The organism is Mycobacterium colombiense CECT 3035, from assembly GCF_002105755.1.
Taxonomy (GTDB): Bacteria; Actinomycetota; Actinomycetes; order Mycobacteriales; family Mycobacteriaceae; genus Mycobacterium; species Mycobacterium colombiense.
This window is the reverse complement of the sequence record NZ_CP020821.1, coordinates 4547422-4572339: the sequence shown is the minus strand read 5'-3', so window position 1 is coordinate 4572339 and position 24918 is coordinate 4547422. Positions and strand designations below refer to the sequence as shown.

General features: G+C 69.0%; 21 protein-coding genes, 1 tRNA gene and 1 pseudogene. 9 read left to right on the top strand and 14 right to left on the bottom strand.

From position 1 onward, the window contains the following. Positions 1-4 precede the first annotated feature (4 nt). Together B9D87_RS21465 and B9D87_RS21460 are read right to left on the bottom strand one after the other, a co-directional pair. Positions 5-376: a nuclear transport factor 2 family protein gene (locus B9D87_RS21465; protein ID WP_007768691.1), complete on the bottom strand. Its 372-nt coding sequence runs from the start codon at positions 374-376 to the stop codon at positions 5-7. A 29-nt stretch (positions 377-405) separates the two neighbouring features. Then, on the bottom strand, positions 406-1161 hold the full coding sequence (locus tag B9D87_RS21460) for a maleylpyruvate isomerase family mycothiol-dependent enzyme (protein WP_040629571.1): 756 nt from the start codon (positions 1159-1161) through the stop codon (positions 406-408). A 103-nt stretch (positions 1162-1264) separates the two neighbouring features. Here B9D87_RS21460 and B9D87_RS21455 point away from each other — a divergent pair, with 103 nt between their 5' ends. Together B9D87_RS21455 and B9D87_RS21450 are read left to right on the top strand one after the other, a co-directional pair. Then, positions 1265-1936 carry a class I SAM-dependent methyltransferase gene (locus B9D87_RS21455; RefSeq protein WP_007768697.1) on the top strand — a complete coding sequence of 224 codons (672 nt, stop codon included), beginning with the start codon at positions 1265-1267 and terminating at the stop codon, positions 1934-1936. Between the two features lie 307 nt (positions 1937-2243). After that, entirely contained in the window at positions 2244-3608 is a 1365-nt protein-coding gene (locus B9D87_RS21450) for an MFS transporter (RefSeq protein ID WP_080598488.1), read from the top strand. Here B9D87_RS21450 and B9D87_RS21445 read toward each other — a convergent pair. The 8 genes and pseudogenes from B9D87_RS21445 to B9D87_RS21405 all read right to left on the bottom strand — a co-directional run bounded on the left by B9D87_RS21445 (position 3579) and on the right by B9D87_RS21405 (position 13999). Beyond that, positions 3579-4523: a TauD/TfdA dioxygenase family protein gene (locus B9D87_RS21445; protein ID WP_007768701.1), complete on the bottom strand. Its 945-nt coding sequence runs from the start codon at positions 4521-4523 to the stop codon at positions 3579-3581. The genes B9D87_RS21450 and B9D87_RS21445 overlap by 30 nt on opposite strands. A gap of 127 nt (positions 4524-4650) precedes the next feature. Continuing rightward, entirely contained in the window at positions 4651-5976 is a 1326-nt protein-coding gene (locus B9D87_RS21440; protein WP_007768703.1) for a UDP-glucose dehydrogenase family protein, read from the bottom strand. Positions 5977-6075: 99 nt separating this feature from the next. Then, a pseudogene (locus B9D87_RS21435) lies at positions 6076-7520 on the bottom strand (DUF7159 family protein). Between the two features lie 165 nt (positions 7521-7685). Then, on the bottom strand, positions 7686-8789 hold the full coding sequence (locus B9D87_RS21430) for a DUF7159 family protein (RefSeq protein ID WP_040629368.1): 1104 nt from the start codon (positions 8787-8789) through the stop codon (positions 7686-7688). A 177-nt stretch (positions 8790-8966) separates the two neighbouring features. Continuing rightward, complete coding sequence (locus B9D87_RS21425; RefSeq protein ID WP_007768713.1) at positions 8967-10373, bottom strand: DUF7159 family protein; 1407 nt, start codon at positions 10371-10373, stop codon at positions 8967-8969. A gap of 189 nt (positions 10374-10562) precedes the next feature. Continuing rightward, a complete protein-coding gene (locus B9D87_RS26765) occupies positions 10563-12629 on the bottom strand; it encodes a DUF7159 family protein (RefSeq protein WP_437340120.1) in 2067 nt (688 codons plus the stop codon). 131 nt (positions 12630-12760) lie between these two features. Continuing rightward, positions 12761-13333, bottom strand: a complete 573-nt coding sequence (dcd, locus tag B9D87_RS21410) for a dCTP deaminase (RefSeq protein WP_007768717.1) — start codon at positions 13331-13333, stop codon at positions 12761-12763. A 30-nt stretch (positions 13334-13363) separates the two neighbouring features. Beyond that, positions 13364-13999: a VldE C-terminal domain-containing protein gene (locus tag B9D87_RS21405; protein WP_193787385.1), complete on the bottom strand. Its 636-nt coding sequence runs from the start codon at positions 13997-13999 to the stop codon at positions 13364-13366. A gap of 169 nt (positions 14000-14168) precedes the next feature. Between B9D87_RS21405 and B9D87_RS21400 the strand changes: the two genes are divergently transcribed. Continuing rightward, a tRNA-Gly gene (locus tag B9D87_RS21400) sits at positions 14169-14242 on the top strand. Positions 14243-14309: 67 nt separating this feature from the next. On the opposite strand, the gene B9D87_RS21395 is transcribed toward B9D87_RS21400, so the two are convergent. Further along, positions 14310-15500, bottom strand: coding sequence for a TIR domain-containing protein (locus B9D87_RS21395; protein ID WP_080598489.1), 1191 nt, complete (start codon positions 15498-15500; stop codon positions 14310-14312). A 171-nt stretch (positions 15501-15671) separates the two neighbouring features. Beyond that, positions 15672-16049 carry a tyrosine-type recombinase/integrase gene (locus B9D87_RS21390; protein ID WP_007768722.1) on the bottom strand — a complete coding sequence of 126 codons (378 nt, stop codon included), beginning with the start codon at positions 16047-16049 and terminating at the stop codon, positions 15672-15674. A gap of 510 nt (positions 16050-16559) precedes the next feature. Between B9D87_RS21390 and B9D87_RS21385 the strand changes: the two genes are divergently transcribed. Next, the gene (locus B9D87_RS21385; RefSeq protein WP_007768725.1) at positions 16560-17363 is read left to right on the top strand and encodes a mycofactocin-coupled SDR family oxidoreductase; all 804 of its coding nucleotides are present in this window, start codon (positions 16560-16562) and stop codon (positions 17361-17363) included. A 299-nt stretch (positions 17364-17662) separates the two neighbouring features. Continuing rightward, complete coding sequence (locus tag B9D87_RS21380; RefSeq protein ID WP_007768727.1) at positions 17663-18478, top strand: L,D-transpeptidase; 816 nt, start codon at positions 17663-17665, stop codon at positions 18476-18478. A gap of 210 nt (positions 18479-18688) precedes the next feature. On the opposite strand, the gene B9D87_RS21375 is transcribed toward B9D87_RS21380, so the two are convergent. Next, positions 18689-19222, bottom strand: a complete 534-nt coding sequence (locus B9D87_RS21375; protein WP_007768729.1) for a hypothetical protein — start codon at positions 19220-19222, stop codon at positions 18689-18691. A 464-nt stretch (positions 19223-19686) separates the two neighbouring features. Here B9D87_RS21375 and B9D87_RS21365 point away from each other — a divergent pair, with 464 nt between their 5' ends. From B9D87_RS21365 to B9D87_RS21350, 4 genes are all read left to right on the top strand, one after another. Next, a complete protein-coding gene (locus B9D87_RS21365; protein WP_007768731.1) occupies positions 19687-20028 on the top strand; it encodes a DUF732 domain-containing protein in 342 nt (113 codons plus the stop codon). A 193-nt stretch (positions 20029-20221) separates the two neighbouring features. After that, on the top strand, positions 20222-20566 hold the full coding sequence (locus tag B9D87_RS21360) for a DUF732 domain-containing protein (RefSeq protein ID WP_007768734.1): 345 nt from the start codon (positions 20222-20224) through the stop codon (positions 20564-20566). Between the two features lie 49 nt (positions 20567-20615). Further along, on the top strand, positions 20616-22019 hold the full coding sequence (locus B9D87_RS21355) for a mannitol dehydrogenase family protein (protein WP_007768737.1): 1404 nt from the start codon (positions 20616-20618) through the stop codon (positions 22017-22019). Then, positions 22016-23458 carry a xylulokinase gene (locus B9D87_RS21350; protein WP_007768739.1) on the top strand — a complete coding sequence of 481 codons (1443 nt, stop codon included), beginning with the start codon at positions 22016-22018 and terminating at the stop codon, positions 23456-23458. Before B9D87_RS21355 ends, B9D87_RS21350 begins: the two co-directional genes overlap by 4 nt. Here B9D87_RS21350 and B9D87_RS21345 read toward each other — a convergent pair. After that, positions 23403-24902, bottom strand: coding sequence for a bifunctional phosphatase PAP2/diacylglycerol kinase family protein (locus B9D87_RS21345; protein WP_007768741.1), 1500 nt, complete (start codon positions 24900-24902; stop codon positions 23403-23405). The genes B9D87_RS21350 and B9D87_RS21345 overlap by 56 nt on opposite strands. Between the last annotated feature and the right edge of the window lie 16 nt (positions 24903-24918).

The window sequence follows — 24918 nt, the reverse complement described above, 5'->3', positions numbered from 1 at the left end:
GTGCCTATTCGACGGCGTCGGACTCGGTGAGCTCGGTGGCCGCCAGCGCCGAGGCCAAGCTGTCGTGCCGGAACACCGAGGTGACGTGGTCCCGGACGACGCGGAAGGCCAGCGCGTCGGTGGTCGCCCCCGGCCCGTCGGGGCCGCCCGGTTTCTGTTCGGCGACGACGACGCCGTCGTGCACATACATCTGACCGAGCTGGGTGTTCGCCCGGTGCGACGAGGCCCAGTTGCGCAGCGCCTCGTGGCCCTGCGCGGCGCCGTGCGCGTCGCCGATCTCGATGTCGTCGCTGGATAACGCCGTCAACGTGTCGATGTCGTCGCTGTTGAGGGCGTCGTGCCATGCCAGAACGGTGGCGATCTCCGATGTGGTCATGGTGTGCAAGTTACCGTGCGGCCCCGCGGCTAGAGAGGCGTACGGTCCAACCAGCGCTCCCACACCACGTCGTCGCCGAACAGTTGCACGCCCGTGTCGGCCAGCGGCCGCCGGCGCAGGATCGCCAGCAGCAGCTCGGTGGAGCCACCACGCAGCGCGGCGCTGCCCTTGCCGTGTTGGTGCGACCAGACGATCCGGCCCCCCTCGACGGCGATCGTCCACTCGCCGGCTTCGCCCAGCCCTGGATCGGTGGCGTGCAGGTGCAGGGAGTCGCCCTCCTCGAGCGGAAGCGGCGCGCCCTGGCCGCCCGCCTGGATCGCGACGCGCTCCAGCCATTCGGTGATGCCGTCGGCGGCCACGTCGGCAGCCAGGGTGAATTCGCTGCCCAGCGCGATCGCCGCGTCGGCCCGATGCACCGCGACCTCGTGCAGCCGGCGGCGTACCCACCAGTTCGCCGGGCGCGACCCCAGGAACGTCCAGACCGGTGTTTCGACGCCGGTCAGCTCGACGGCGTCGATCAGCCGCTGGGCCCCGCCGCGCAGCCAGGCGATGGCGCCGGTGGGATCGGGCGGCGGCTTGCCGGCCTCCACCGTGCGTGGGTCGAGGTAGCTGTCGAGCTTGTCGCGCACGATCTGCGCCGCCCAGCGGTCGCCGCGGCCGACATGGCGGAACAATTGGCGCAGCGTCCAGTCCGGGCAGGTGGGCACCGGCGTCGACTCGTCGGCGTCCTCAAACAGCTCCGCGAAGGCCCGGTTCTCGTCGAGGAATGCTCCGGCGTAGTCCACCCGCGTCAGGTTACCCGCCGGGATGGTCAGCCGTGCCTTGCGGTGATGATCGCGCGGGCTGCAGTATTGGGTCGCCGAATGCCCTTGTCCCCGAGAGGTGCTCATGCCCGATGACAATGCGAGCCTGCCGGTCGCCCGCACGGCGATCCGCGAGTTCTGGGAGCGGGAGGGCTCCGAGTACGACCAGCGGGCCGCGCACGGCATCTCCTCCGAGCCCGAACGCCGACGATGGGCCGACGCCGTGCGCCCGATCCCCCCGGCGTCGCGGGTGCTCGATGTCGCGACCGGCACGGGCTTTGTCGCCCTGTTGCTGACCGAGCTCGGCCACGAGGTGACCGGCGTCGACGCCTCCGAGGCGATGCTGGCGCGGGCGCGCGCCAAGGCCGCCGAGGGCGGGGCGGCGGTCACGTTCGTGGAGGGCGTCACCGAGCAGCTGCCGTTCGCCGACGCGAGTTTCGACGCCGTGACGGCCCGGCATTTCATCTGGACCGTGCTGGAGCCGGAGCGGGCCTTCGCGGAATGGCGCCGGGTGTTGGCCCCGGGTGGGCTGTTGATCGCCGACATTTCGCTGAATCCCCATGTGGCAGGGCACCACTACGCCGAGGACGTGGCGGCCAGCCTGCCCTTCCGCGAGATCCCCGACCCCGCACCGGTTGTCGATGCGCTGCGCTCAGCCGGGTTCGACGACGTGGACGTCGAGGTTTCCGACGACGGGGGCGAGTATCCGCGCGCGGTGCTGCGCGCCCGAGCGGGTCGCACGCCTGGATCCAGCTGATCTTGTTGTGCTGCAGTCTTTTTCGCGCGCGGTGCGCCGGCCGTCGACCGCCTGGGAAAGATCACTTGCGTTCAATCTGATTCCAACCGTCGTCGACCGGACAAAACCGCGCTGAGCTGGGCGAGCGCGCCGGTCGGACAATCCCGCCGGAGCGCGCTCGGATCGCCCCGAGGCGTCATTGCGATGAAGATAAGGTCGGCGGGCGATCGTTCCAGTCGCGGTCTCTGTGTGCCCCACTCGCGCCGCTCTTTTCGCTCGTCGCGGCGCTTGCGCGCGAGTCCGGCCGGCCGACCATCGGAGACCCTCAATGACGATTGCAGCCCAGGAAAGCACCGGTCTTTCGGGTCCGCCCGATGCCGGGGAAGCCCGACCGGGCATGCGCAGGGTGGCCCTGGCCAGCCTCGCCGGCAGCGTGCTGGAGTGGTACGACTTCTTCCTGTACGGCTTCGCGGCCACCCTGGTCTTCGGTCCGCTGTTCTTTCCGCGCGCTTCCTCGACGGCCGGAGTGCTCGCCGCGCTTGGCACCTTCGCCGTGGGCTTCGTGGCAAGGCCGTTGGGCGGAGTGCTGTTCGGGCACCTGGGTGATCGCCTCGGCCGCAAGAAGATGTTGGTGGCCACGCTGTTGATCATGGGGATCCCGTCATTCTTGATCGGGCTGCTTCCCAGCTACGCCGCAATAGGCTGGGTGGCGCCCGCATTGCTAGTCGTCTTACGTTTCCTGCAGGGAGTCGGGCTGGGCGGCGAGTGGGCCGGAGCGGTTCTGGTGGTCACCGAGACCAGCCCCCAACACCGGAGCGGCTTTTGGGGATCGCTGGTGCAGACCGGCTCCGCCCTGGGCCAGGGGTTGGCCACCGGATCGCTGTTCATCCTGGCGTCGACGCTGAGCGAGCACAGCTTCGTGGCCTGGGGTTGGCGGGCGCCCTTTCTCTTCGGCCTCGCGCTGGGTGTCGTCGGCCTGTTCATCCGGCTGCGGGTGATCGAGTCGCCGGAGTTCACCGCGCTGCGCCGCAGTGGCGAGCTGTCGCCGTTCCCGTTGCGGGAAGCGGTTCGTCAGCACGGTCGCACCATGCTGATCTGCTTCGCGGTGTATCTCGGCGGTGTCACGGTTCCCTTCTTTATCGAAACCGTGTTTCTCACCGGCTATGGCACCAAAACCCTTGGCCTGCAGTCGTCTTCGGTGCTGCTGGGCATCTCCGCGGTGCATGTCACCGTGTTCTGGGCGTTGACGGTACTCGGCGGTTGGTTGGCCGACCGCGTCGGCGCGAGCACAGTGGTGCGCACGGGTCTGTTGGCATTGCTCGTGCTGCCGGCGGCCGGGCTGCTGACCCTGCTGTCCGCCTCGCCGACGCTGCCGGCGCTGCTGATCACGGAGGGCTTGATCGGAGCGCCACTGTGGGTCATCTGGGGCGCGCTGCCCAAATACCTCGCCGCCTCGTTCCCCGCCCGGGTGCGCTACACCGGGATGTCCCTGTCCGGCCAGAGTTCCACCATCATCGGCGGACTCATTCCGCTGCTGCTCACCTCGGTGGTCGGCCACTTCGGCGGGGCGCTGTGGCCGGTCGCGGTGACCACTACGGTCGTGGCGGCGGTCGGCCTCCTGGCCGCCCTGCTCGGCTCACCCGCGCACGGGCGCACGCATGGCTCACGCAGCCACGAAGAAGTCCCCCTCTAGCGGCTCCGAGCGGCGCCCGTCGGGCCCGAAAGGGATGTCGCCGACCAGGGTGATCCGGTGCAATACCCGCTCTTCGCCGAGATGTTCGTAATCGCGCGGCGCAAGGTGCAGCGTGGCCCGATTGTCCCAGAACGCAACGCTTCCCGGCTCCCACTTGAACCGGACCGAATATTCCGGGCGGGCGATCTGCTCGAACAACAGGTCCAGGACGTGCCGGCTTTCGCGGGGCGACAGGTCGACGATCTCCCGGGTGAAGAATTGATTGACGTAGACAACTTTCTCGTTGGTCTCCGGATGCACCCGGACCACCGGATGGATCGACGCAAGCGGATTGCTGCGAACCAGGTCACCGATCTTTGCGCCGCTGCGCTCGAACGACAACGTGGCCCCGAAACGATGCTCGGCGCGAAGCCCGTCGAGGAACCCTTGAACCAACGGCGAAAGGCCTTGATAGACAGCGGCGACATTGGTGAAAAGGGTGTCGCCGCCGTACGGCGGAACCACTTCGGCGCGAAGTATCGAATGCGACGGCGGGTTGATCAGCGGTGTCACGTCGGCATGCCAGTTCGGGCCGTTCCAGCCCTCCTTATGGCGATACTCCGATCCATATCGACGGTCGTAGGCGGCCGCGGACACGGTATGGATCTGCGGGAAACCATCAGGCGCGGAATCGCCTTCGTACGGATGAGCCGCGGTGACCTCACCGAACTGGGCCCCGAAGGCGATCTGCGCGGCGTGGTCCAGCTCCTGGCCGCGAAAGAACACCACCTTCCACTTGTGCAAAGCCGACCGGATGGTGGCCTTGTCCGCTTCGCTCAGCGGCGCCGAGAGGTCGACACCGTCGATCACGGCTCCTGTCCAGCCCGACAGGGGGACGACTTCAATACCGGTTTCGGTGGCAGCGGTGGTGGTCAATTCGCACGATTCCTATCAAACGGTGAAACTGCATGCAATACAAGCTTTTTGAGCTTATCGGCAATGCAACCGCCAGGAAGCGTTTGCAATCGGGCTGAAAGTAAGCCCGCAGTGGTTGACTTTGCGGCTAGGGCCGCGGCGCGCCCAGGCGGTAGACCCGCCAGCCCGCCTGCTGCCAGCGGGCGACGTCCAGGCAATTGCGGCCGTCGACGATGACGCGGGCGCGCACCCGGTCCGCCAGGTCGTCGGGGTCCATGTCGACGAACTGGCGCCACTCGGTGAGCACCAGCACCGCATCCGCGCGGTCACAGGCCTCCTCGACCGAGACGGCGTAGTTCAGCGTCGGGAACAGCCGCTGCGCGTTGTCCAGGGCCTTGGGGTCATAGACGTTGACCGCGGCGCCGTTGAGCTGCAGCTGGCCCGCGACGTTGAGCGCGGGCGAGTCACGTACGTCGTCGGATTCGGGCTTGAACGCCGCACCGAGCACGGCGATGTTGGCGCCCAGCAGCGAGCCTCCGCAGGCCGCGCTGGCCAGTTCCACCATCCGGGTGCGGCGGCGCATGTTGATGCTGTCCACCTCGCGCAAAAACGTCAGCGCCTGGTCGGCGCCCAGCTCGCCGGCGCGCGCCATGAACGCGCGGATGTCCTTGGGCAGGCATCCGCCGCCGAAACCTAAACCGGCATTGAGGAATTGGCGTCCGATCCGGGGGTCGTATCCGAGCGCGTCGGCCAGCAGGCTGACGTCGGCGCCCGCGGCCTCGCATACCTCGGAAATGGCGTTGATGAACGAAATCTTGGTCGCCAGAAAGGCGTTGGCGGAAACCTTGACCAGCTCAGCGGTCTGCAGGTCCGTCACCAGGAACGGCACCCCGGCCTCCAGCAGCGGCGCGTACAGCTCGCGCACCGCGGCCTCGGCGCGCGTCGAATCCTGTTTGACCCCCAGCACGATCCGGTCCGGGTGCAGGGTGTCCTGCACGGCGTAGCCCTCGCGCAGAAACTCTGGGTTCCAGGCGATTTCGACGTCCACACCGCTCGGCGCCAGTGCGGCCGCTCGTTGGTTCAACTCGGCCGCGGTGCCCACCGGGACCGTCGACTTGCCAACCAGCACAGCCGATGTCGTCAGCCGCGGCACCAGCGAATCGATGACCGCGTAGACGTGGCGCAGGTCCGCGCCGTACTCGCCCTTCTTTTGCGGCGTGCCCACCCCGAGGAAGTGCACGTCGGCGAAGTCGGCCGCCATCTCGTAATCGGTGGTGAACCGCAGCCGACCGGCGGCCAGGTTCTCCCTCAACAGCTTTCGCAGGCCGGGCTCGTAGAAGGGGATGTCGCCCCCGGCCAGCTTGGCGACCTTACCCGGGTCGATATCGACCCCGAGCACCTCGTGTCCGAGTTCGGCCATCCCCACCGCGTGGGTGGCACCGAGGTAACCCGTGCCGAACACCGTGCATCGCATACAACCGGTGTAGGTGGTCGCCATGAGCTAATTGCATCGCAGGGTTAAGCGGGAGGCAAACGGAAGATGACAGCTGCCCGCCGCCAGGCCTCACGGCGACTAGTGGCGACCGAATCCGCCGTGACCTCCGCCGAAGCCGGGGAAGCCGCCGCCGCCGTGGCCGCCGCCGAACCCGGGGAAGCCACCGCCGCCGTGCGGCCCTTCGTCGCCGCCACCGTGCGGACCGAAGCCACCTCCCGGGGGTCCACCGAAGCCCGGCCCGCCAAGGCCCGGGATCGGCAGCGGAATCGGCACCGGGATCGGCGCCACCGCGGGCGGAGGGGCGGCGGAGCCACCGGCGCCGGGGCGGGAGCCTCCGGCACCGGGACGGGTGCCACCTGCACCGGGGCGGGAGCCGCCGGCGCCGGAGCGGGGCCGGCGGGCGGCCTCGGGGCCGGGGCCGCGGGGGCAGGGGCGGGCGGAGCCTCCGGCGCGGGTGCGGGCGCCGCGGGAGCAGGAGCCGGCCGGGTGGGCGCGACGACGACGTTCTGGTTCGGGCTCGGCCGGACGTTGGCCGTCGGCCGGATGGCGATGGCCAACGACACCACCAGCGCCACGACGCCGATGACGAAGATTCCCGCCACCACGCTTCCCACCAGCCGGAACGAGCTGCGTTCGTGGTAGTCCGCGTCGACCAGCGCCGTCGCCGCGGTCTGCGAGCCGGTGAAGAACTCGTCCGGGTCGTCGGGCACGGCGCTGTACGCGAGTCCGTCCGCGCCCGCCTCCGCCGGGACTTCGAAGTAGCCCGGCGCCACGGCCAGCGGGTTGATCGCCCCGGTGCCGGGATCCTGCGCGTAGGCCAGGGCCGCGGTGGAGGACGAGAACAGCGGTGCGTGCGCCGACGCCAGCGCCGCGCCGCGGGCCAGGGCCGTGTCCGGTTCCTCGGGCGCGGTCAGCGGCAGGGTGGTCGCCGCCTCGAGGGCGGGCTTGATCAGCGGGATGTCGATGCCGGAGCCGACGACGAACACGGCGTCCGGGCGCGTCTGCAGGTTCTCGGCGCTGGACACCATCGCGGCCAGCTGGGCGACCGCCGCCTCGTCATCGTCGGGCAGGACCTGCCGCTGCACATCGGCAATGGATCCGTCCGCGCTGTCGACCACCGCCAACGTCGCGGTGTCGGGCTCGATGTAGAGCAGCGCGGTCTGCGCGTAGTTGGTCTGGTGGCCGACCGCCTGGGCCAGCGCCGCCGCGGCCAGGAAGGCCGAGACGAGCATCACATTTTCGACCTTGTGGGCGGCCAGCTTGTCGCGCAGCGCGGCGGCCTCGACCGGGTCCGTGAACGTGACACCGGTCGACGCGAGTTGGTAGCCGCCCTCTGCTGCGCCCTGACGGGTCCCCAAGATGGCCGAGACTACCTGGTCCGAGGCGGTTACCGTTGCTGCATCTGCGTCAGTGGCGACGTTGAAATTGTCTTCATCAACCGTCGCGCCGTCGCCGTTTTCCCCCTCGACCAGCACCATCCGGACTGCCGTCGGGGCCATCGACACACCAAGTACGGTGTCCAAAGCTCCTCCAATAGTCGATTGCTAGCCAATCACGGCGGGGGCGGGCTCGTCGCACGACGTGGTGGCGCGAGACATCGCTGAGTCCCCACCGGTATTCCCCTAACGACCCGATTTTACGCTCGTTCGGCGCCCGGGTGGTGGCCCGGGAAGCGGACCGCGACCCGGTTACGGGGACGGGATCTGCGTGCCGAGGTGGCGTTTCAGCCAGTCATCCCAGTGCTGATGGTCACCGAGATGCGGCGACGGCTGCGGTGACGGCGCGGGGGCCGCCGGCGGAGGCGCGGGCGCTTCAGACGGCGGCGGCGGGCCCGGCGCGGGATTCTGCGGCGCGACGATGTTGGTGCTGACCTGGGGCTGCTGGTCGGCGCGCTGGCCGACGCCGAAGACCATTACCAGCGCCAATGCCACGATGCCCCCGACGAAGACCGTGGTGACGGCGGCGATCGTCAATATCGACTTGCGGCTGCGCCGCTGCCGCGCATCGGCGGCGGGGTGGGCGTCGGAGGCCGGGTCGTCCACGGCGCTGTAGGCGAGTTCGATCGCGGCGGCCGAGGACGTCTGCGCGGCCGGCATCGAGACCGTGCGGGGCGCTCCCAGCTTCGCGTTGGCGGCGGCCAGTGAGGCGCCCCGCGCCAGCGCCATCTCGGGTTCCTCGGGCGTGGTCACCGACAGGGCGGTCGCGGCGTCGAGCGTCGGCTTGATCGAGGGGATGTCCACCTCCGAGCCGACCAGAAACACCCCGTCGGGCCGCGCGCTCATCGACTCGGCGCCCGACACCATCGCCGTCAGCTTCGCCAGCGCCGCGTCGTCGCTGGCGGGCAGCGGGTGCCGGTGTACGTCGGTGACGGTCCCGTTCGAGGTGTCGACGACCGCCAGCGTCGCGCTGCCCGGCTCGACGAGCAGCAACGCGGTGCGCGCCCAGTTGGTTGCGCTGCCCACTGCCTGCGCCAACGCCGCGGCGGCCATGACCGCCGAGACCAGCATCACGTTCTCAATCTTGCGGGCCGCCAACGCGTCTCGCAGCGCGGCCGCCTTGACGGGGTCCGTCCAACTCACTCCGCTGGATCGCAGCCGGTAGCCGCCCTGCGCCGCGCTGTCGCGGGTGCCGAGGATGGCTGCGACGACGTGATTCGCTGCGGCGATGGGGGTTTCGTTGCCGGCGACGTCGAAACCGTCCTGATCGACGGTCACCCCGCCGGCGGCCTCACCTTCGATGAGCACCATGCGGACCGTTTCAGGTGCCATAGACACGCCGAGTACGACGTCCATCGCTCCTCCAAATCGTCCAATTGGTTGCTGCGCCATGCCAGGACAGCTGCGGTGCCACCGGCTCGGCGGCCTCGCGATTTGAGCGTCGGCCGGGCGTGCGAAGAGTTTTGGCCGCGGCCACACCTCGATCCGCCAGCCTAGCGCGCCCGGCCAGACACACGTGTGAAGCGCGACACGCTACCGGTGGCCGCCGCCATGACCACCCCCGAAGCCGTGGCCGCCGAACCCATGACCCCCGCCGAAACCGTGGCCGCCGCCGAACCCGTGACCCCAACCGAACGGCCCATGACCGCCGCCGAAGGGACCGCGGCCGCCGAAGGGCCCGTGGCCACCGCCCAGGCCGGGGACCGGCAGCCGCGGCGCCGGAACGAATACGGGCGGCGGCACAATCGGGAGCGCCGGCGCGGCCGGAGCCGGCGGCGCGACGGGGCGCGGCGCCGCCAGCGGCCGCGGGGGTGCGATCTTTGGCTGAGCCTGCACCGGCGGCCCGGGGTTGACCGGGGCCGGGGTGGGAGCCGGGGCGACGATGTTTTCGTTGGGACTGGGCCGCAACGCCACGGTCGGGCGAATGCTGATGGCCAGCGCGATTTCCAGTGCCACCACCGCGGCGATGAAGATCACCGCCAGCGAGCTGCTGACCAGCAGGAAAGACTTGCGCCGGCGCGCGCGTTCGTCGAGGCCGATGACCGTCTTGGCGTCGGCGTCGTCGTCCGCCACGGCGCTGTACGCGACGTTGGTCTTGCCCTTGTCGACGTCGGCGGCCAGGGCGGCGATGTGGCTGCGGTATTCGGGCTGGTAACCGGGCACCAGGCCGGGGTACTGGCCGGCGAGAACGACCGGATCGACCTCGCCGGTGCCCGGATCCAGCGCGTAGGCCAGCGCGGCCGTCGACGACGCGAATAGCGGCGCATTCGCCGACGCCAGCGCGGCGCCCCGCGCCAGGGCCATCTCCGGCTCGTCCGGCACGGACAACTCGAGCGAGGTCGCGGCCTCCAACACCGGTTTGATCAGCGGGATGTCGACACCGGAACCGACGAGAACCAACCCCTCGGGGTGCGTTTCGAGCCCCTCGGCGCCGGAAGCCATGTCGACGAGTTCGGCCACCGCTTGGTCCTCGTCGTCGGGAAGGATCCTGCGACGCACCTCCGAGACCGAACCGTCCGCGGTGTCGACGACGGCCAGGGTCGCGCTGTAGGGCTCGACGAAGAGCAGCGCGGTGCGTGCGTAGTTGGTGGCGTCGCCGACTGCCTGCGTCAGCGCGGCCGCGGCCATGAAAGCCGAGACCAGCATGACGTTCTCGACCTTGTGGGCGATCAGGGCGTCACGCAGCATCGCCGCTTCGACGTGATCGGTCCACGTCACGCCCGTCGACAGCAGTTGGTAACCGCCGTCGGTGGCGCCTTCCCGGGTGCCGAGGATCGCCGAGATCACTTCATTGGGGGCGGTGCCGGGCACGGCGGTGCGCTGGGTGTCGACGTCGAAGTCCTCCTCGTCGACGGTGACCCCGTCGGCGCTCTCACCTTCGACCAGCACCATGCGCACCTTCGTCGGCGTCATCGAGACGCCGAGCACGATGCCCACCACCGTTTAAGCTCCCCCTTGCCCTGTTTGCCGTGTTGCTCGACAGCCAACATCGGCTACACCACTATTTGTCGGCCACCAGGACTTTCCCGCCACAACAGAGCAAGGGCAGCATGCCCGCCTACATTGCTGGGCTGATGAAATTCTGGCGGGTGAGGCGGCGTTTTTTTCGCCAGCCTCAATACCCCGACCCTACCCGTGTGAGCTCGGCGGAAGTGGCGTGATTGCTGTGGGTTGGTTGGCAAACCGGTTAGTGGTGGCCGCCGCCGCCACCGCCGCCGAAGCCGCCGCCACCGCCGCTGTGGCCGCCGCCGAAGCCACCGCCACCGCCGAAGCCGCCGCCGCTGTGGCCACCACCGAAGCCACCGAGACCACCGCCGCCGCTAGGCGCAGGGGCATGACCGCCACCGAAGCCACCGAAACCACCGCCGGGAGCCGGCGCGTGACCGCCACCGAAGCCGCCCAGGCCACCGCCTGGGGCCGGCGCGTGGCCGCCGCCGAAGCCACCGAGACCACCGCCGCCGGGGCCACCCGCGGGCGGCGTGGGCACGTGACCGCCGCCCAGGCCACCGGGACCACCCGCCGGGGGTGTGGGAACGTGGCCGCCACCGAGACCACCGGGACCACCCGCGGGCGGCGTCGGGACATGACCGCCACCCGAACCACCGGGACCACCCGCCGGGGGTGTGGGAACGTGGCCGCCACCGAGACCACCGGGACCACCCGCCGGGGCGTCGGCACGTGACCGCTACCTGAGCCACCCGAACCCGGCGTCGGCACGTGACCGCCCGGCCCGCCTGGGCCGTTCTCACCGGGTGTCGGAGTGTGGCCGCCGCCGTAGTTACCGGGGCCACTGGGCTTGGGCGGGGTGCCCTCGCCGGGTGGCGTCTGGTGTGGCGGTGCCTGCGGAACGGTGACCTGCGGAGGCTGGGGCAGGTGCACCGGCGGCTGGGGCTGCACCGGTTGCGGGATGGAGAGATGCGGCGGGACCGCCAGCATCGGGGGGTCGATCGGATCGGGAACCGGAATACGCACGGGTACCGGAACCGGCACCGGGGGAACCACGACGGGAACAGGAACGATCGGCGCAGCGGGCGGCGGAGGCGCCGCCGGCGGCGGAATCGCGGGCAGCGGCGCGGCGGCCGGCGGGCTGAAAGGCTGGGGCGCCGCCGCCGGGACGGGCGCGCTGATCTTCGCCAGCGGCTCGGACGCCTGCACCGGCGCCGGGGCCGGGGCCTGTTCAGGAACGATGAGGTGCTGGCCCGGAGTGGGCTGCAAGGCAACGGTTCCGGTGTTCCGGATGCCGATCGCCAGCGCGATCTCGAGCGCCAGCACCGCGCTGATCCCGACCACCGCGAGCCCGCTGCCGACCAGCAGGACCGGCCGCCGCTTCGGCTGGCTTTCCGCGGGAAGGAAGAGCTTCTCGATGACGACGGTCGGGGAGTCGGCGTCGTCGTCGCCCACCGCGCTGTAGGCCAGGTCGTCGTCGCCGGGCACCTGTCCGAACGGAACATAGAGGTATTCGGGAAGGGAGTACTGATCGACCGCGCCGGTGCCCGGGTCTTGCGCATAGGCCAGGGCCGCGGTCGACGAGGCAAACAGCGGCGCGTTCGCCGACGCCAGCGCGGCCCCGCGGGCCAGCGCCGTCTCCTGCTCCTCGGCCACGCTCACGTCGAGGAATGTCGTCGCCTGCAATACCGGCTTCAGCGGCGCGACGTCGATGCCCGACCCGACCAGGAACAGGCCGCCCGGCAGGAGTTCCAGCTTCTCCATGCCAGCCACCATCGCGCTGAGCTGCTCGGCGGCGTCCCCGTAGGACTCGGCGTGGATCTGTTGTTTGTAGACGTCGGGGATGGAGCCGTCGGAGGTCTCGACGACCGCCAGCGTCGCGGTGTCGGGCTCCACCAGCAGCACCGCCGTGCGCTCGTAACCCATTGCCCCACCGACGTTTTGCGCCAGCGCCGCCGCGGCCAAAAAGGCCGAGACCAGCATCACGTTGTCGATCCGGTGGGCGGCCAGCGCGTCGCGCAGCGCCGCGGCTTCCAGCTGATCCGTCCACGTGACGCCGATGGACGACAGCTCGAGGCCGGCGTCGGCCGCGCCCTCGCGGGTGCCCAGGATTGCGGAGATCACCTGATCGGGCCCGGTCGCCGTAGCCGCGTCGTCGACGTCGGCGACGTCGAACGTGTCCTCTTCTACGGTGGCGCCGTCGGCGTATTCGCCTTCCAGGACGACCATTTGGATGGACGACGGTGCCATCGACACCCCGAGCACGATATCCAAAACAAACCCCTCCAAAGGTATTGCACGATGAGCCATGGCCAGGCGGAGGAAAAAACCACGGCTAACTAAGTATTGCGCACAAGGGGGGCGTGAGAGCGCTGTAGAACCTATGTAGTCCTTATGAAGTTCTGATAGGAGCGCGACGGGGTCGGTCCTCGCTGGCCCTGATACTTCGAACCTACTTGCGTACTGCCGTAAGGATGTTCGGCGGGACTGGTCAGCCGCAGGATGCACAGCTGACCGATCTTCATGCCTGGCCACAGGGTGATCGGCAGGTTGGCGACGTTGGACAGCTCCAGCGTGATGTGACCGCTGAAGCCGGGGTCGATGAACCCGGCGGTCGAGTGCGTCAGCAGGCCGAGGCGGCCCAGCGACGACTTGCCCTCCAGGCGCCCGGCGAGGTCGTCGGGCAGGGTGATGAGTTCCAGCGTCGAACCGAGCACGAACTCGCCGGGATGCAGCACGAACGGCTCGCCGGCGTCGGGTTCCACCAGGGTGGTCAGCTCGTCCTGTTGCTTGGCCGGGTCGATGTGGGTGTAGCGGGTGTTGTTGAACACCCGGAACATGCAGTCGAGCCGCACGTCGATGCTGGATGGCTGCACCAGGCCGGCTTCGAATGGCTCGATGCCCAGCCGCCCGGCGGTGATTTCGGACCTGAGGTCGCGATCGGAGAGCAGCACGCGACGAGCCTAGCTGGCTGCGCTACGTGTTCAGCGGAGGTAGACCTCGCTGCCGTTGGGATATCCGCCCCCGGTGGTCGTGACGTGCACGTGGTCATAGTGGCCGAGCCGGCTCGCCTGCGCCCCGTTGGGCGTGTAGTAGACGCCTCGCCAGATCGCGTCCTGGATGCCGAACCGGTTGGCGTTCTGCATCACGTAGGCGACGATCGCATTGCCCAGCGCGATGCCCTCGTCGGACCCGGGGTTGGGAATCATCACGTCGACCGCCAGGCCCAGCGGGTGCCACGGCAACGGATCCGGGCGCACTCCCCCCATCTCGTGGATCTGCGGAAAGTCCGCGGTGATGCTGCGCGCGACCAGGATCGTCCGGATCTGCATGCCCCGTTCCGGTGCGACGTCGGCGGTCAGGAATCGGGCCCGGGTGTGATACCGCGACGCCGCGGCGGGCTCGCCGTCCGGGGATGCCTTGATGAGCCGATGCGACGCCGCGGTCACGATTTGAACGCAGCACGGAGTGGTGTCGCTGATAACGGGTTTGGCCTCGACGCGGGGTGCAGAAGGGTGGACATCCGCCGACACCGCGAAGAAGACTGCTGCGGGGGCGAGCACCGCTGCCAGGGCCACCGACGGTTTACGTCGCTTCCTGGCTAATGCGTGACGGCCCACGCCGTGCACATTACGGTGCAATAACGAAATAATAAATATGAGAATGTGAATTTGTGAAAGGAATAACTCTTCTGTGGCGCGACCGCGCACTGCGGGCGCTGCGCCCGGGTCGATGAGCTGTCCTGACCTCGACGGGTCCCGCCGGGTGCTAGCCTTCCTTGGCGACAGTGCCGATGTAGTTCAATGGCAGAACATCAGCTTCCCAAGCTGAATACGCGGGTTCGATTCCCGTCATCGGCTCCAGGTTGAGCAGGGATTTGAGGGCCTAGGGCCGGTCCGAGTGGGCCGGTGGTCCCGTAACGGTCCCGCGTCACGCGGGCGGCGCGGACTTGAATTCGTTGAACGTCTTCAGAAGCTTCATCGTCGCGGAATGCGTCAGTTCCCCGCCCGCATAACGCGCCTGGTACAATCCCTGAAGGTTCGAGGGCAGTTCCGTCCCCTCCTCTACCAGCAAGATCAGGCGCTTGCCATACAACGCCAACGCCGCACCAATCTCGATAAGCACATTGCTGTTGAGCAGCTTGTGTTCGTTTCCGTCGTCGTCCTTCAGCACCATCTCGGACCCCACATGCACGATCCCAGCGCTGCAGGAGCGCATGTCGTCCAAAACCTTGTCCGGGATCGACTTCGCCAAGGTCTCCTTCTCTACCGAAACCACAGGCACAAAGCCGCCGTAAGTCAGTAGTTCCTTGAGCTGCTCGACGACCGCCCGGTTCTTACCGTGCGTAACGAACACCCGGTTGTTGACAACTTCTTCGACCTTGACCGGGGGCGGCGTCGGAGTGCGATCCGTGATCGCACCGGCACCGGTGATATCGACGATGTCGGCCAGGGCGGTATCGCCCCCGCCTCCCCCATCACCGCCCCTTTCCTCGATGGCCTCATCGGGTTCGGACGCGGCGCCGGGCATGGAAACGCGGTTGAGGTCGACATACTCGCCGCCCCGGTGTTCGTAGATAAAGCCAACGGCGCGCCCACTTTCAACAATCGCGTTGAACGCTCGTTGGGTCTGCTCCGCCGGGACACCCATCTCTTCCAGAACATTCCGTCCGATCATCTCTTTCGGAAGCTTGTTCTGGTCGTACCGTCGCAAAAATGCGCCCATGACCCTCGGTTTAAGCACCGCCTCAGCGAGCGCGGCGGCATCATCGCCCTCTTGAGTCGGCGCCACAGCACGTCGGCCTAGGGGCGTCAGGCCGATCTTTTCAGCCCAGGCCCCGCCATCAGTGAGCCCGTAGGCTGCCGACGCTGCGGTCAGCGTTCGGTAAGGCCCAGAGCTAGGGGACATATCGATCGCTGTCGCCAATTGCAGAGGCGTGGCCGGCTGCTTCGCGTACGCGTCGCTTATCGCTCGGGGGACCCTCAGCGCCTGCTGCAGCGTGACGGACGGAACGTCCGTCTGCGGCAACGATCGCGCCCGCGTTCGTTTCCCTTGGGAATCAGCGGATTTCGCTTTGGTGGCCCCGGCGTTCACCGGAGCCTCAGCATTGTCCTGTGGCATCTCTGCGGCACCTTCGTTCTAGATCTGACCACACGGACGTTAGGTCATGTACTTGGAGTTGTCAATACTTCCCCGAGAAGGTCGCCAATGTAGTTATTATCCCAGTTCAAGACTGTATGACGCGCGTGTCTCGTATCCTGGCAGTAGCAATTACTTCAGTAAGGACTGAAATCAGCTGCGTAGGGCCACAACATTTCCGATATACGCAGGACTTGGCGCCGCCAGGGTGCCGAGCGCGGCCATGTTGCCGGTGTGGTCGTCGGTGTTGATCAGGTGCGCGTAGACGGTGAGCGTGGTCTTCACGTCCCGGTGCCCCATCAGTTCCGCGATGTCGATGGGCCGAATGCCCGCCGCCAGGCACAAGCTCGCATACGTGTGCCGCAGCGAATGGAACGACTGCGCCGGTGACAGCTTCACGCTCGGAGTGAGCCTGTTGGCGCGCAGCACAGCCGGGCGGTAGACGGCTTTGTACAACGTCGCGTGGCGTAGCGGCTGTGTCCAGTCCAGCACCAACCGCTTCTCGGCGTCCTCCACGGTGAGTTTGGCCAAGGCCTCCGCCTGGCGTCGCGCGCGGCCCTTCGCGGTCGCACTCGGTGCTGCCCCTTCCACACCCGTATCGGCCGCTCCTGGTGCGGCGCGTGTCACCCGCACTCCGGTAGGCCGGGGCCGCGTCAGCGACATACCGGGCGGAGCGCGAAGAGCACGGCCGCACCCAAGCGGAAGCCCGGCAAGTAGGCTGCACGGTCCCCTAACGGTCCCTTAGGGCGAACTGTAGGCGGACCGGACGCGGCCCCTAGCCGTAGCCAAAGCCGACTGATCCGCTGGTAAAGGCAGGTTTCGGAGTTGCTGAGCAGTACTCCTACCAGCGGCTATCGCTCACATGTTCGCACGCCGAAAATACTTCCCAAGCTGAATACGCGGGTTCGATTCCCGTCATCGGCTCCACTTCTACTCCCGGCCCGCTGCCCGAGCCGGCTCCGAAACCTGAGCCGCAGCAATCGGTTTCATAACCCCACCCGGCGCACCGGCAAGCGGCTAACCCGCTGGTAGCTTTACCCCATGGGTGCCTTGGACGGACGCGTGGCCTTTATCACCGGTGGAGCTCGAGGGCAGGGCCGCTCGCATGCGCTGGCGCTGGCGGGCGAGGGAGCCGACATCGTGGTGGCCGACGCCCCGCAGGCGATGACGGACCTGACCTATCCGCTGGGCACCGAGGACGACCTCCACGAAACGACCAAGCTGGTCGAAGAGCTGGGGCGGCGTTGCCTGCCGCTCACCCTGGACGTGCGCGATTCGGCCGCCGTCAGCGCCGCCATCGCGCAGACCGTCGCCGACATGGGCAGCCTCGACGTCGTGGTGGCCAACGCCGGGATCGTCAGCACCGGGCTGCTGGAAGACGTCAGCGACGTGGTGTGGCAGCAGCTTATCGACACGAACCTGACCGGCGCGTTTCACGTCCTGCGGGCCGCCATCCCGGTGATGCGGCAGCAGCGGTTCGGCAGGATCGTGGTGACCTCCTCGATGGGCGGCCGGATGGGCATCCCCGAGCTGGCCGCGTACAACGCCACCAAGTGGGGCGTCATCGGCCTGGCGAAGTCCGCCGCCCTGGAGGTCGCCAAGGAGGGCATCACCATCAACGTGGTCTGCCCGACCACCACCCAGACACCGATGGTGCAACCCACCGGAAGCGATGACGTCCCCGACGACCTCGTGCGCCGGATGACCAAGGCCAACCCCATCCCCCAGCCCTGGCTGCAGCCCGAGGACGTCAGCCGCGGCGTGGTGTATCTGGTCACCGACCCCGGGGTGATCACCGGGAGCGTGCTCGAGATCGGCCTCGGCGGCAGCGCGCGCATCCACTGACGCACGGCTGAGAAACGGCGCCCGCGGGCCCCGCGGAGAAGGGTTCGCGGCCGGCGGGCGCGTCACGGCCCGGTCACAACACGATGACGATTCCCTTCGGCCGGCCCGTAACGCTGGCGCAGTCGCCGGGGGTCCTCTGCGCCTGGTCACGCCGCCCCGATCGGGACCCCGGACCAAACCTCCCTTGGCCAAACCGTGACCTTCGCGTGTCCAAATATCAACGCGCCCTTACGCTTCCGCAGGTCAGCGCACATTTATCATCCCTATTGCAACTATGTCAGTTAAAAGGAATCGGGGCCATGCGGACGGGTGTTCGGTGTGTTCTTGCGGTGATCGGAGCCGCTGCGAGTGTCGTCGCGACGCCGGCCGGCGTGAGCCTGGCCGCGGCGAACCAGTCGCATGGGTTCGCGATAGCGTCGATCTCGCCGGGCCGCGACGAAGTGGTCGGGGTGGCGCACCCCATCCAGGTGAAATTCACTGCGCCCGTTACCAACTCAGCGGACCGGCGGGCGGCCGAACGTGCCGTCGACGTCAAGTCGACGCCCGCGATGACCGGCAAGTTCGAATGGCTGGACAACAAGGTCGTCCAATGGGTTCCAGACCGATACTGGCCGGCGCACAGCACCATTGCGTTGACCGTGGGCGGCGCGTCCGCGGAGATCAAGACGGGTCCCGCCGTGATCGGCGTGGCCAGCATCTCCGAACACACCTTCACCGTGAGCATCGACGGCGCCGAAGCAGGACCGCCGACCTCACTGCCGGCGCCGCACCACCGGCCGCACTTTGGTGAGCAGGGCGTGATGCCCGCGTCGATGGGCAGGCCGGAATACCCGACGCCCGTCGGCTCATACACCGTCCTGTCCAAAGAAGAAGCGGTGACGATGGATTCGAGCAGCGTCGGCATCCCGGTCGACGACCCCAACGGTTACCTGCTGACGGTCAATTACGCCGTCCGTATCACCAGCCGCGGACTGTTCGTGCATTCGGCCCCGTGGGCCGTCCCCGCCCTGGGGTTGGAGAACGTCAGCCACGGCTGCATCAGCCTGAGCCCCGATGACGCCGAGTGGTACTACGACCACGTCCACGTCGGCGACCCGGTGATCGTCCAGGAATAGTCCGGCATTTCACGAAGCTCCGCACCCAGGCGCACGCCGGGTGCGGAGCTTCAATTGTCTTGAGGGCGTGGGCTTGTCAGCGACGCTGGGTACGCACGCATGCACGGGAACACCCGAAGGGCGCCGGCTGCCGCGATGGCCCACAAACGGAACGGGCCCGCTGGTGATAAACCAGCGGGCCCGGCCCGTTCAGTGGAGACCGATTCGGCCTCAGCTCGCGCCCGAGGGGCCGGGGCGAACCGGCTGACCGTCCACCGGCCCGCCGCTCGGCGCCGGGCCGGTCGGCGCGTCCTTCACCCCGGACATGTCGATGATCGGGGCGGCCGCCTCCAACGGAGCGCCGGCCAGCGGCCCGCCAAGCGCGATCAGCGGCGCACCGGCCGGAACCACCGGCACCGGCGGCACCAGGGGGACCGGCGGCGCGAGGGGCAGCGGCGGCACGATCGGCAGCGGCGCACCGATCGGCAGCGGCCCCGGCACAGCCATTGGCACACCGGACATGTCGGTCATGGGCGCCGCGCACATGCCCCCGGCGGCCGGCGCGCCCGCGGCCACCGTGCCGGCGGCTGCACCCGGCCCCGCGGCGGGCGCCACCTCGCCCGACTGCCCCTCGATGCACGCGTGGCCGCCCGTAATCAGCGGGGCGGCCGCCGCGTCGGGGCTCAACGCGATAGCAGCTCCGCACAACCCAGCGCCGGCAACTACTTTGATGTTGAACCGATCGACGATCGCCATCAGCGCCAACTCTCCTTTATTCACGCTCAGCTATTTCCCGTGTGGTGCAGCAGGCCCGCCTAGCCGTACCGAGGCCGCTTTCACGACCGCGCCAATTGTCAGCAGGCGAGGCGCGACACGCGCCACGCCGCACCGCGCCGTTTCCAAATGGTGACGTCACAACGGTGTCACGAACCCGCGCGGGGCCCACGGACACCGATCAACCTGCACGAATGCGCGGGCGAACGCCGGTCGCGGGGTGGGGACCATCCCGCCGTCGATCGTGGCGCGGCGCCCGTCATGTTGACGCAGCGGTCGCCGGCCGGCATGACGACCAGATCGGCGACCTGGTCGGAAACCGACTTTCACGCTCACGGAGTTTATTTTTCCGCAGGTCATTCACAGGGAACTGTTGGTGAACAGTTACTGCTATCAAGGTTACGTAGAAGTTAACATCGAGATTAGAACTGTTGACGCCAAGAGGAGAAGGGGCTATGTCATCACGTCGTTTCGCCACCGGGTTCGTCGGTTCTGCCCTCCTCGGTGGCCCACTTCTGGCCGGCCTGATCTGGGCGGGCCCCGCGCAGGCGGACGCGGCCGGTTTCCTCAACGACATGCACAGGGACGGGATCCACGCCGTCTCCGGCGGCGACGCGGCGCTGCTGCAGGCCGGGCTGAACGTGTGCCAGCAGCTGTCGTGGGGCGCTCCCGAATCCCAGCTCGAGGGCTTGGCGCTGCAACGCTCCGACGAGCGGCAGGGCGCCGGCGGGCTGTCTCCGCAGCAGGCCAACGACATCGTCGGCTACGCCGAACGTGATCTCTGCCCCGGCGCGTGACCTGACCTTTCCCACTTCGCCGGCCTGACGGTCCGGGGTGGGGTCGGCGCGCGCCGCCGGGCAGGTCGTGGCGTATCCGGCAACGGTTCTTCGCCGACTATTCACTCTCCGGAATTGTTTGCGCAGCGGGTCGTCGCACTTTTGTGTAAAAGTGCATCATCGGCATCGGGCACAGACATAAGGAGAAGGTTGGATGGCGGCAGGCAGGCTATTTGGCCGGTTCATGGGCGCGGCGCTGGCGAGCGGCCCACTTCTGTTCGCCGGGGTCCTCTGCGCCGGCCCGGCGCGGGCCGACCAGGCCGCCTTCCTCAACGACCTGCACGGCGCCGGGATCCACGCCGTCAACGGCGGCGACCCGGAGTTGTTGCAGATGGGCGCGGACCTGTGCCAGCAGCTGTCGTGGGGCGCCTCACCGCAACAGCTGGAGGGTTTGGCGCTGCAACGCTCCGACGCCGACCAGGGCACCGGCGGGATCAACGGCCGGCAGGCCGCCGACGTGGTGATCTTCGCGCTGCGCGATCTGTGCCCCAACGCCTGATGGCGGCTTGACCCCCGCGCTGCGCGGCCAGCGCTAAGGTGACACTCGAGTGAAGCTGAACGCACGGAACCTGGCCGGCCTCGAGATCCCGGTCCCGACGTATGACCGCAGCCAAATCGGCATCGGCATAGCGCATTTCGGTGTGGGTGGCTTCCACCGTTCGCACCAGGCCATGTACATCGACCGGCTGCTGAGCGACGGGCTGGCCCGCGACTTCGGGATCTGCGGAATCGGTGTGCTGCCGAACGATGAGCGCATGCGCGACGCGCTGCGCGGCCAGGACCACCTGTACACGCTGATCCTCGCGCACCCCGACGGCACCCGGCAACCGCGGGTGATCGGCTCCATCGTCGACTACCGTTATGCGCCTGACGATCCCGAATCGGTGATCGCGCTGCTGGCGGATCCGGCCACCCGCATCATCTCGCTCACCATCACCGAGGGCGGCTATCAACCACCGCTCAGCGCGGTGTTCGGGTTGGTGACCGAGGCGTGCAACCGGCGCCGCGAGCGCGGCCTGCCCTCCCCCACGATCGTCTCCTGCGACAACATCGCCGGGAACGGCGACGTGGCTCGGCGCGTCTTCACGTCGTACGCCGAGCGCATCAATCCCGGACTCGCGCAATGGATGCGCGAGAAGACCACGTTTCCCAATTCGATGGTCGACCGGATCACACCGGTCACCACGCCCGACGTGCTGACGCGGCTGGACTCCGAGTTCGGGGTGGCCGACGCCTGGCCCGTGATCGCGGAACCCTTCGCCATGTGGGTGATCGAGGACAACTTCGCCGACGGGCGACCACCGCTGGACCGAGCCGGGGTGCAACTCGTCGACGACGTGGCGCCGTATGAGGCGATGAAGTTGCGGTTGCTCAACGCCGGGCATCAGGGCCTGTGCTATTTCGCGTACCTCTGCGGCTACCGGCTGGTGCATGACGCCGCCCGGGATCCGTTGATCGCCGATTTCCTTGCCCGCTACATGGATTCGGAGGCCACACCGACGCTGCAGCGCGTCCCGGGGCTGGACGAATTCCGGGGCGCGCTGCTGCCGCGCTTCGCCAACGCCTACATCCGCGACACCGTGGCCAGGTTGTGCGCCGAATCCTCGGACCGCATCCCGAAGTGGTTGTTGCCCGTGGTGCGCGACAACCTGCGCTGCGGCGGCCCGGTGCGGCTGTCCGCGGCGATCGTCGCGAGCTGGGCCCGCTACGCCGAGGGCGTCGACGAAGAGGGCCAACCGATCCAGGTGGTGGACCGGCTCGCCGACACCCTGGTCCCGCTCGCCCGCTCGCAGCGCGATGACCCGGTCGCATTCCTGGCCAACCGTTCGGTATTCGGTGACCTCGTCGACGACGAGCGGTTCCGCGAGGCCTACCTGTGTGCGCTGGATTCGCTGCACCGGCACGGTGCGCGCGCAACGCTTCGGGCGCTGCTCGGGGCCGGCGGATCATGACCCTGGTCGCCGGCATCGACTCCTCGACCCAGTCCTGCAAGGTGCTGGTGTGCGATGCCGCCACGGGCCGGGTGGTGCGCGAGGGACACGCCGATCACCCGCCCGGCACCGAGATCGACCCGGCCGCATGGGAAATCGCCGCTCGAGAAGCGATCGCCAAGGCGGGCGGGCTGGACGGCGTCGACGCGATCGCCGTCGGCGCACAACAGCACGGCATGGTGTGCCTGGACGCGGCCGGACAGGTGGTGCGCCCCGCGCTGCTGTGGAACGACGTGCGATCGGCCGACGCCGCGCGCGCACTCGTCGACGAGCTGGGCGGCGCTGGGGCCTGGGCCCGGGCCGTCGGCGTGGTGCCGCTGGCCGCGATCACGGTGGCGAAACTGCGCTGGCTGGCCGACCACGAGCCACGCCACGCTGACCGCACCGCGGCGGTGTGCCTGCCGCACGATTGGCTGACCTGGCGGCTGCGCGGCGAGACGGACGTCGCGGCGCTGACCACCGACCGCAGCGACGCCAGCGGCACCGGCTACTACGACGCCGCGACGGGCGCCTACCGTGTCGATCTGCTGGAACTGGCGCTGCGCGGGCGTCGCCCTCACCTGCCGACCGTGCTGCACCCGTCGGGCCGAACGCATTGTGGCACAACAGTATTCGGTGCTGGACTGGGTGACAACGCCGCCGCGGCGCTGGGCTTGGGCGCCGACGAGGGCGACGTGATCGTCTCGATCGGGACCTCGGGGGTGGTGGCCGCCGTCACCGCGGATCCGGTCCGCGACGACGCGGGATTCGTCGCCGGATTCGCCGACGGCACCGGCCGCTATCTCCCCCTGGTGTGCACCCTCAACGGCGCGCGGGTGCTTCAGGCCGCCGCGGCGATGCTACAAGTCGACCAGGACGAGCTGTCCCGGCTCGCGCTGTCGGCGCCGCCGGGCAGCGCGGGGCTGGTACTGGTTCCGTATCTGGAGGGTGAACGAACTCCCAACCGGCCCAACGCAACCGGTGCACTGCACGGCCTGCGCGTGGCCAATGCGACCCCGGCCAACCTGGCCCGGGCCGCCGTGGAGGGACTGCTGTGCTCGCTCGCGGACGGCGTCGCGCATCTGGCGGCGCACGGCGTCGTCGCGCGGCGCATCCTGCTGGTCGGCGGCGGCGCACAGTCCCGGGCCCTGCGCGCGATCGCGCCTACGGTCTTCGGCATGCCGGTGTTGGCACCGGCGCCGGCGCAGTACGTCGCGCTGGGCGCGGCGCGGCAGGCGGCGTGGGCGCTGAGCGGAGCGGCGCGGCCGCCCGCGTGGAATCCGCCGCCGACGGACGAATACACCGCCGACCCCGCGCCCGAGGTGCCGGCGCGCTACGCGCGGGTGCGCGACCTCACCGAGGGGGTCAGCGTTGGTCGGGAAGCGGGCGAAACACCGAAAGGACCCGGTATTTCGCGCTGAAGCTGGCCTTGTCGTATTCGTCGCCGACCTCGCCGTCGCAGGCGACGACCGTGGGACCGTCGACCGCGCTGAAGCTGAATTCCGGCACCTGTAACTCGTGATAGAGCGGGCTGCGCTCCAGCCGGCCCAGGGCCAGGGCGGTCAGGATCCTGGTCCTGGCCCAGTGGCGGCCGGTCTCGAGGATGCGCACATCGATCAGGCCGTCGTCCATCCGGGTCCGGCGCGCCGGCGCGAACCCGGTCGGCAGGTACAGCGAATTGCCAAGGAAGAACAGCGATGTCAGCAGCGTCTTGTTGTCGTAGCGGATGCGCACCGGCTGGTCCTTACGCAGCGTGTGCAGCATCGCGTAGAGACCGGCCAGCGGCTTGCCGATGCGCTTCTCCAGCTTCTCGCGGTGCTGCACGAAGGCCGGGTAGGCGCCGATGCTGGCGGTGTTGAGGACCATCTGAGTTTCGTTGAGGCACACCAGGTCCACGCATGCCACATGGCCGCGCCGGATCGCGTCGACCGTCTTGGCCACGGTGTCACAGCCGATGTCCTTGGCGAAGTGGTTGAACGTCCCGGCGGGAAACACCGCCAAGGGAAGCCTCGCCTCGACGGCCACCCCGGCGGCGGCCGCGACGGTGCCGTCACCGCCGCCCACCGCCAGCACCTCGGCCCGTTCGGCCGCGTCGCGCAGCACCTGCACCGGATCGTCGTCGGGGCCCAGTTCGCGGATGTCGACCTTCGGCAGCTCGGAGCGCACCTCGTCGACCACTCGCGCCCCGGTGCCGCTGCCCGATTCCGGGTTGATGACCAGGACCACTCCGGCGCCGTCGGGCCGCTGCGGCGCGGGCACGCGCAGCGGTTCCGTTTGCGGAAGGGCGGTTTCGACGATCGGCGGGACGAGCCGCCCGCCCAGCACGGCCAGGCCCGAGCCGATGCCGAACCCGGCGATGACGTCACCGGGGTAGTGCGCGCCCGTCGCCACCCGCGACAGACCCACCAGCCCGGCCAGCAGCGCCAGCCCGAAGCCCAGCGGCGGATTCTCCAGCCCCACCCCGATGGCGAACGCGGCCGCGCTCGCGGAGTGTCCCGACGGCAGCGAGTTCGACGTCGGGCGGCGGCGGACCTGGCGGACCAAGGGCACCAGGTCGTAGCCGGGACGTGGCCGGCGGCGGATCCGCTTGGCGACCTGGTTGGTGACCAGGCTGGTGACTCCCAGGGTCGCCAGCCCGCGGGTCGCGCCGCGCTGCGCGCTCTGCCTGCCGGTGGCGAGCAGCGCCGCGCCGAGGCCCAGCCACAGCTTGGAATGGTCGGCGGCCCGGGTCAGCGGCGGCATGACCGTGTCCAGTAGCGGGGTGTCCGTCTCGGCGATGGCGTCAAACAGTTCCCGGTCCAGGGTGCCCAGTCCCCGGGTGATCTGTTTGATGCCGCGCGCGCGTTGCCAGGGCCCCCTGTTCATTCGCTACACCCTAAAT

What these genes read in the sequence shown, in the direction of transcription:
- B9D87_RS21465 (WP_007768691.1), bottom strand. Translation starts at nt 376, where the DNA reads ATGACCACATCGGAGATCGCCACCGTTCTGGCATGGCACGACGCCCTC.
- B9D87_RS21455 (WP_007768697.1), top strand. Translation starts at nt 1,265, where the DNA reads ATGCCCGATGACAATGCGAGCCTGCCGGTCGCCCGCACGGCGATCCGC.
- B9D87_RS21450 (WP_080598488.1), top strand. Translation starts at nt 2,244, where the DNA reads ATGACGATTGCAGCCCAGGAAAGCACCGGTCTTTCGGGTCCGCCCGAT.
- B9D87_RS21440 (WP_007768703.1), bottom strand. Translation starts at nt 5,976, where the DNA reads ATGCGATGCACGGTGTTCGGCACGGGTTACCTCGGTGCCACCCACGCG.
- B9D87_RS21430 (WP_040629368.1), bottom strand. Translation starts at nt 8,789, where the DNA reads ATGGACGTCGTACTCGGCGTGTCTATGGCACCTGAAACGGTCCGCATG.
- B9D87_RS26765 (WP_437340120.1), bottom strand. Translation starts at nt 12,629, where the DNA reads ATGGCACCGTCGTCCATCCAAATGGTCGTCCTGGAAGGCGAATACGCC.
- B9D87_RS21395 (WP_080598489.1), bottom strand. Translation starts at nt 15,500, where the DNA reads ATGCCACAGGACAATGCTGAGGCTCCGGTGAACGCCGGGGCCACCAAA.
- B9D87_RS21385 (WP_007768725.1), top strand. Translation starts at nt 16,560, where the DNA reads ATGGGTGCCTTGGACGGACGCGTGGCCTTTATCACCGGTGGAGCTCGA.
- B9D87_RS21380 (WP_007768727.1), top strand. Translation starts at nt 17,663, where the DNA reads ATGCGGACGGGTGTTCGGTGTGTTCTTGCGGTGATCGGAGCCGCTGCG.
- B9D87_RS21365 (WP_007768731.1), top strand. Translation starts at nt 19,687, where the DNA reads ATGTCATCACGTCGTTTCGCCACCGGGTTCGTCGGTTCTGCCCTCCTC.
- B9D87_RS21360 (WP_007768734.1), top strand. Translation starts at nt 20,222, where the DNA reads ATGGCGGCAGGCAGGCTATTTGGCCGGTTCATGGGCGCGGCGCTGGCG.
- B9D87_RS21350 (WP_007768739.1), top strand. Translation starts at nt 22,016, where the DNA reads ATGACCCTGGTCGCCGGCATCGACTCCTCGACCCAGTCCTGCAAGGTG.
- B9D87_RS21345 (WP_007768741.1), bottom strand. Translation starts at nt 24,902, where the DNA reads ATGAACAGGGGGCCCTGGCAACGCGCGCGCGGCATCAAACAGATCACC.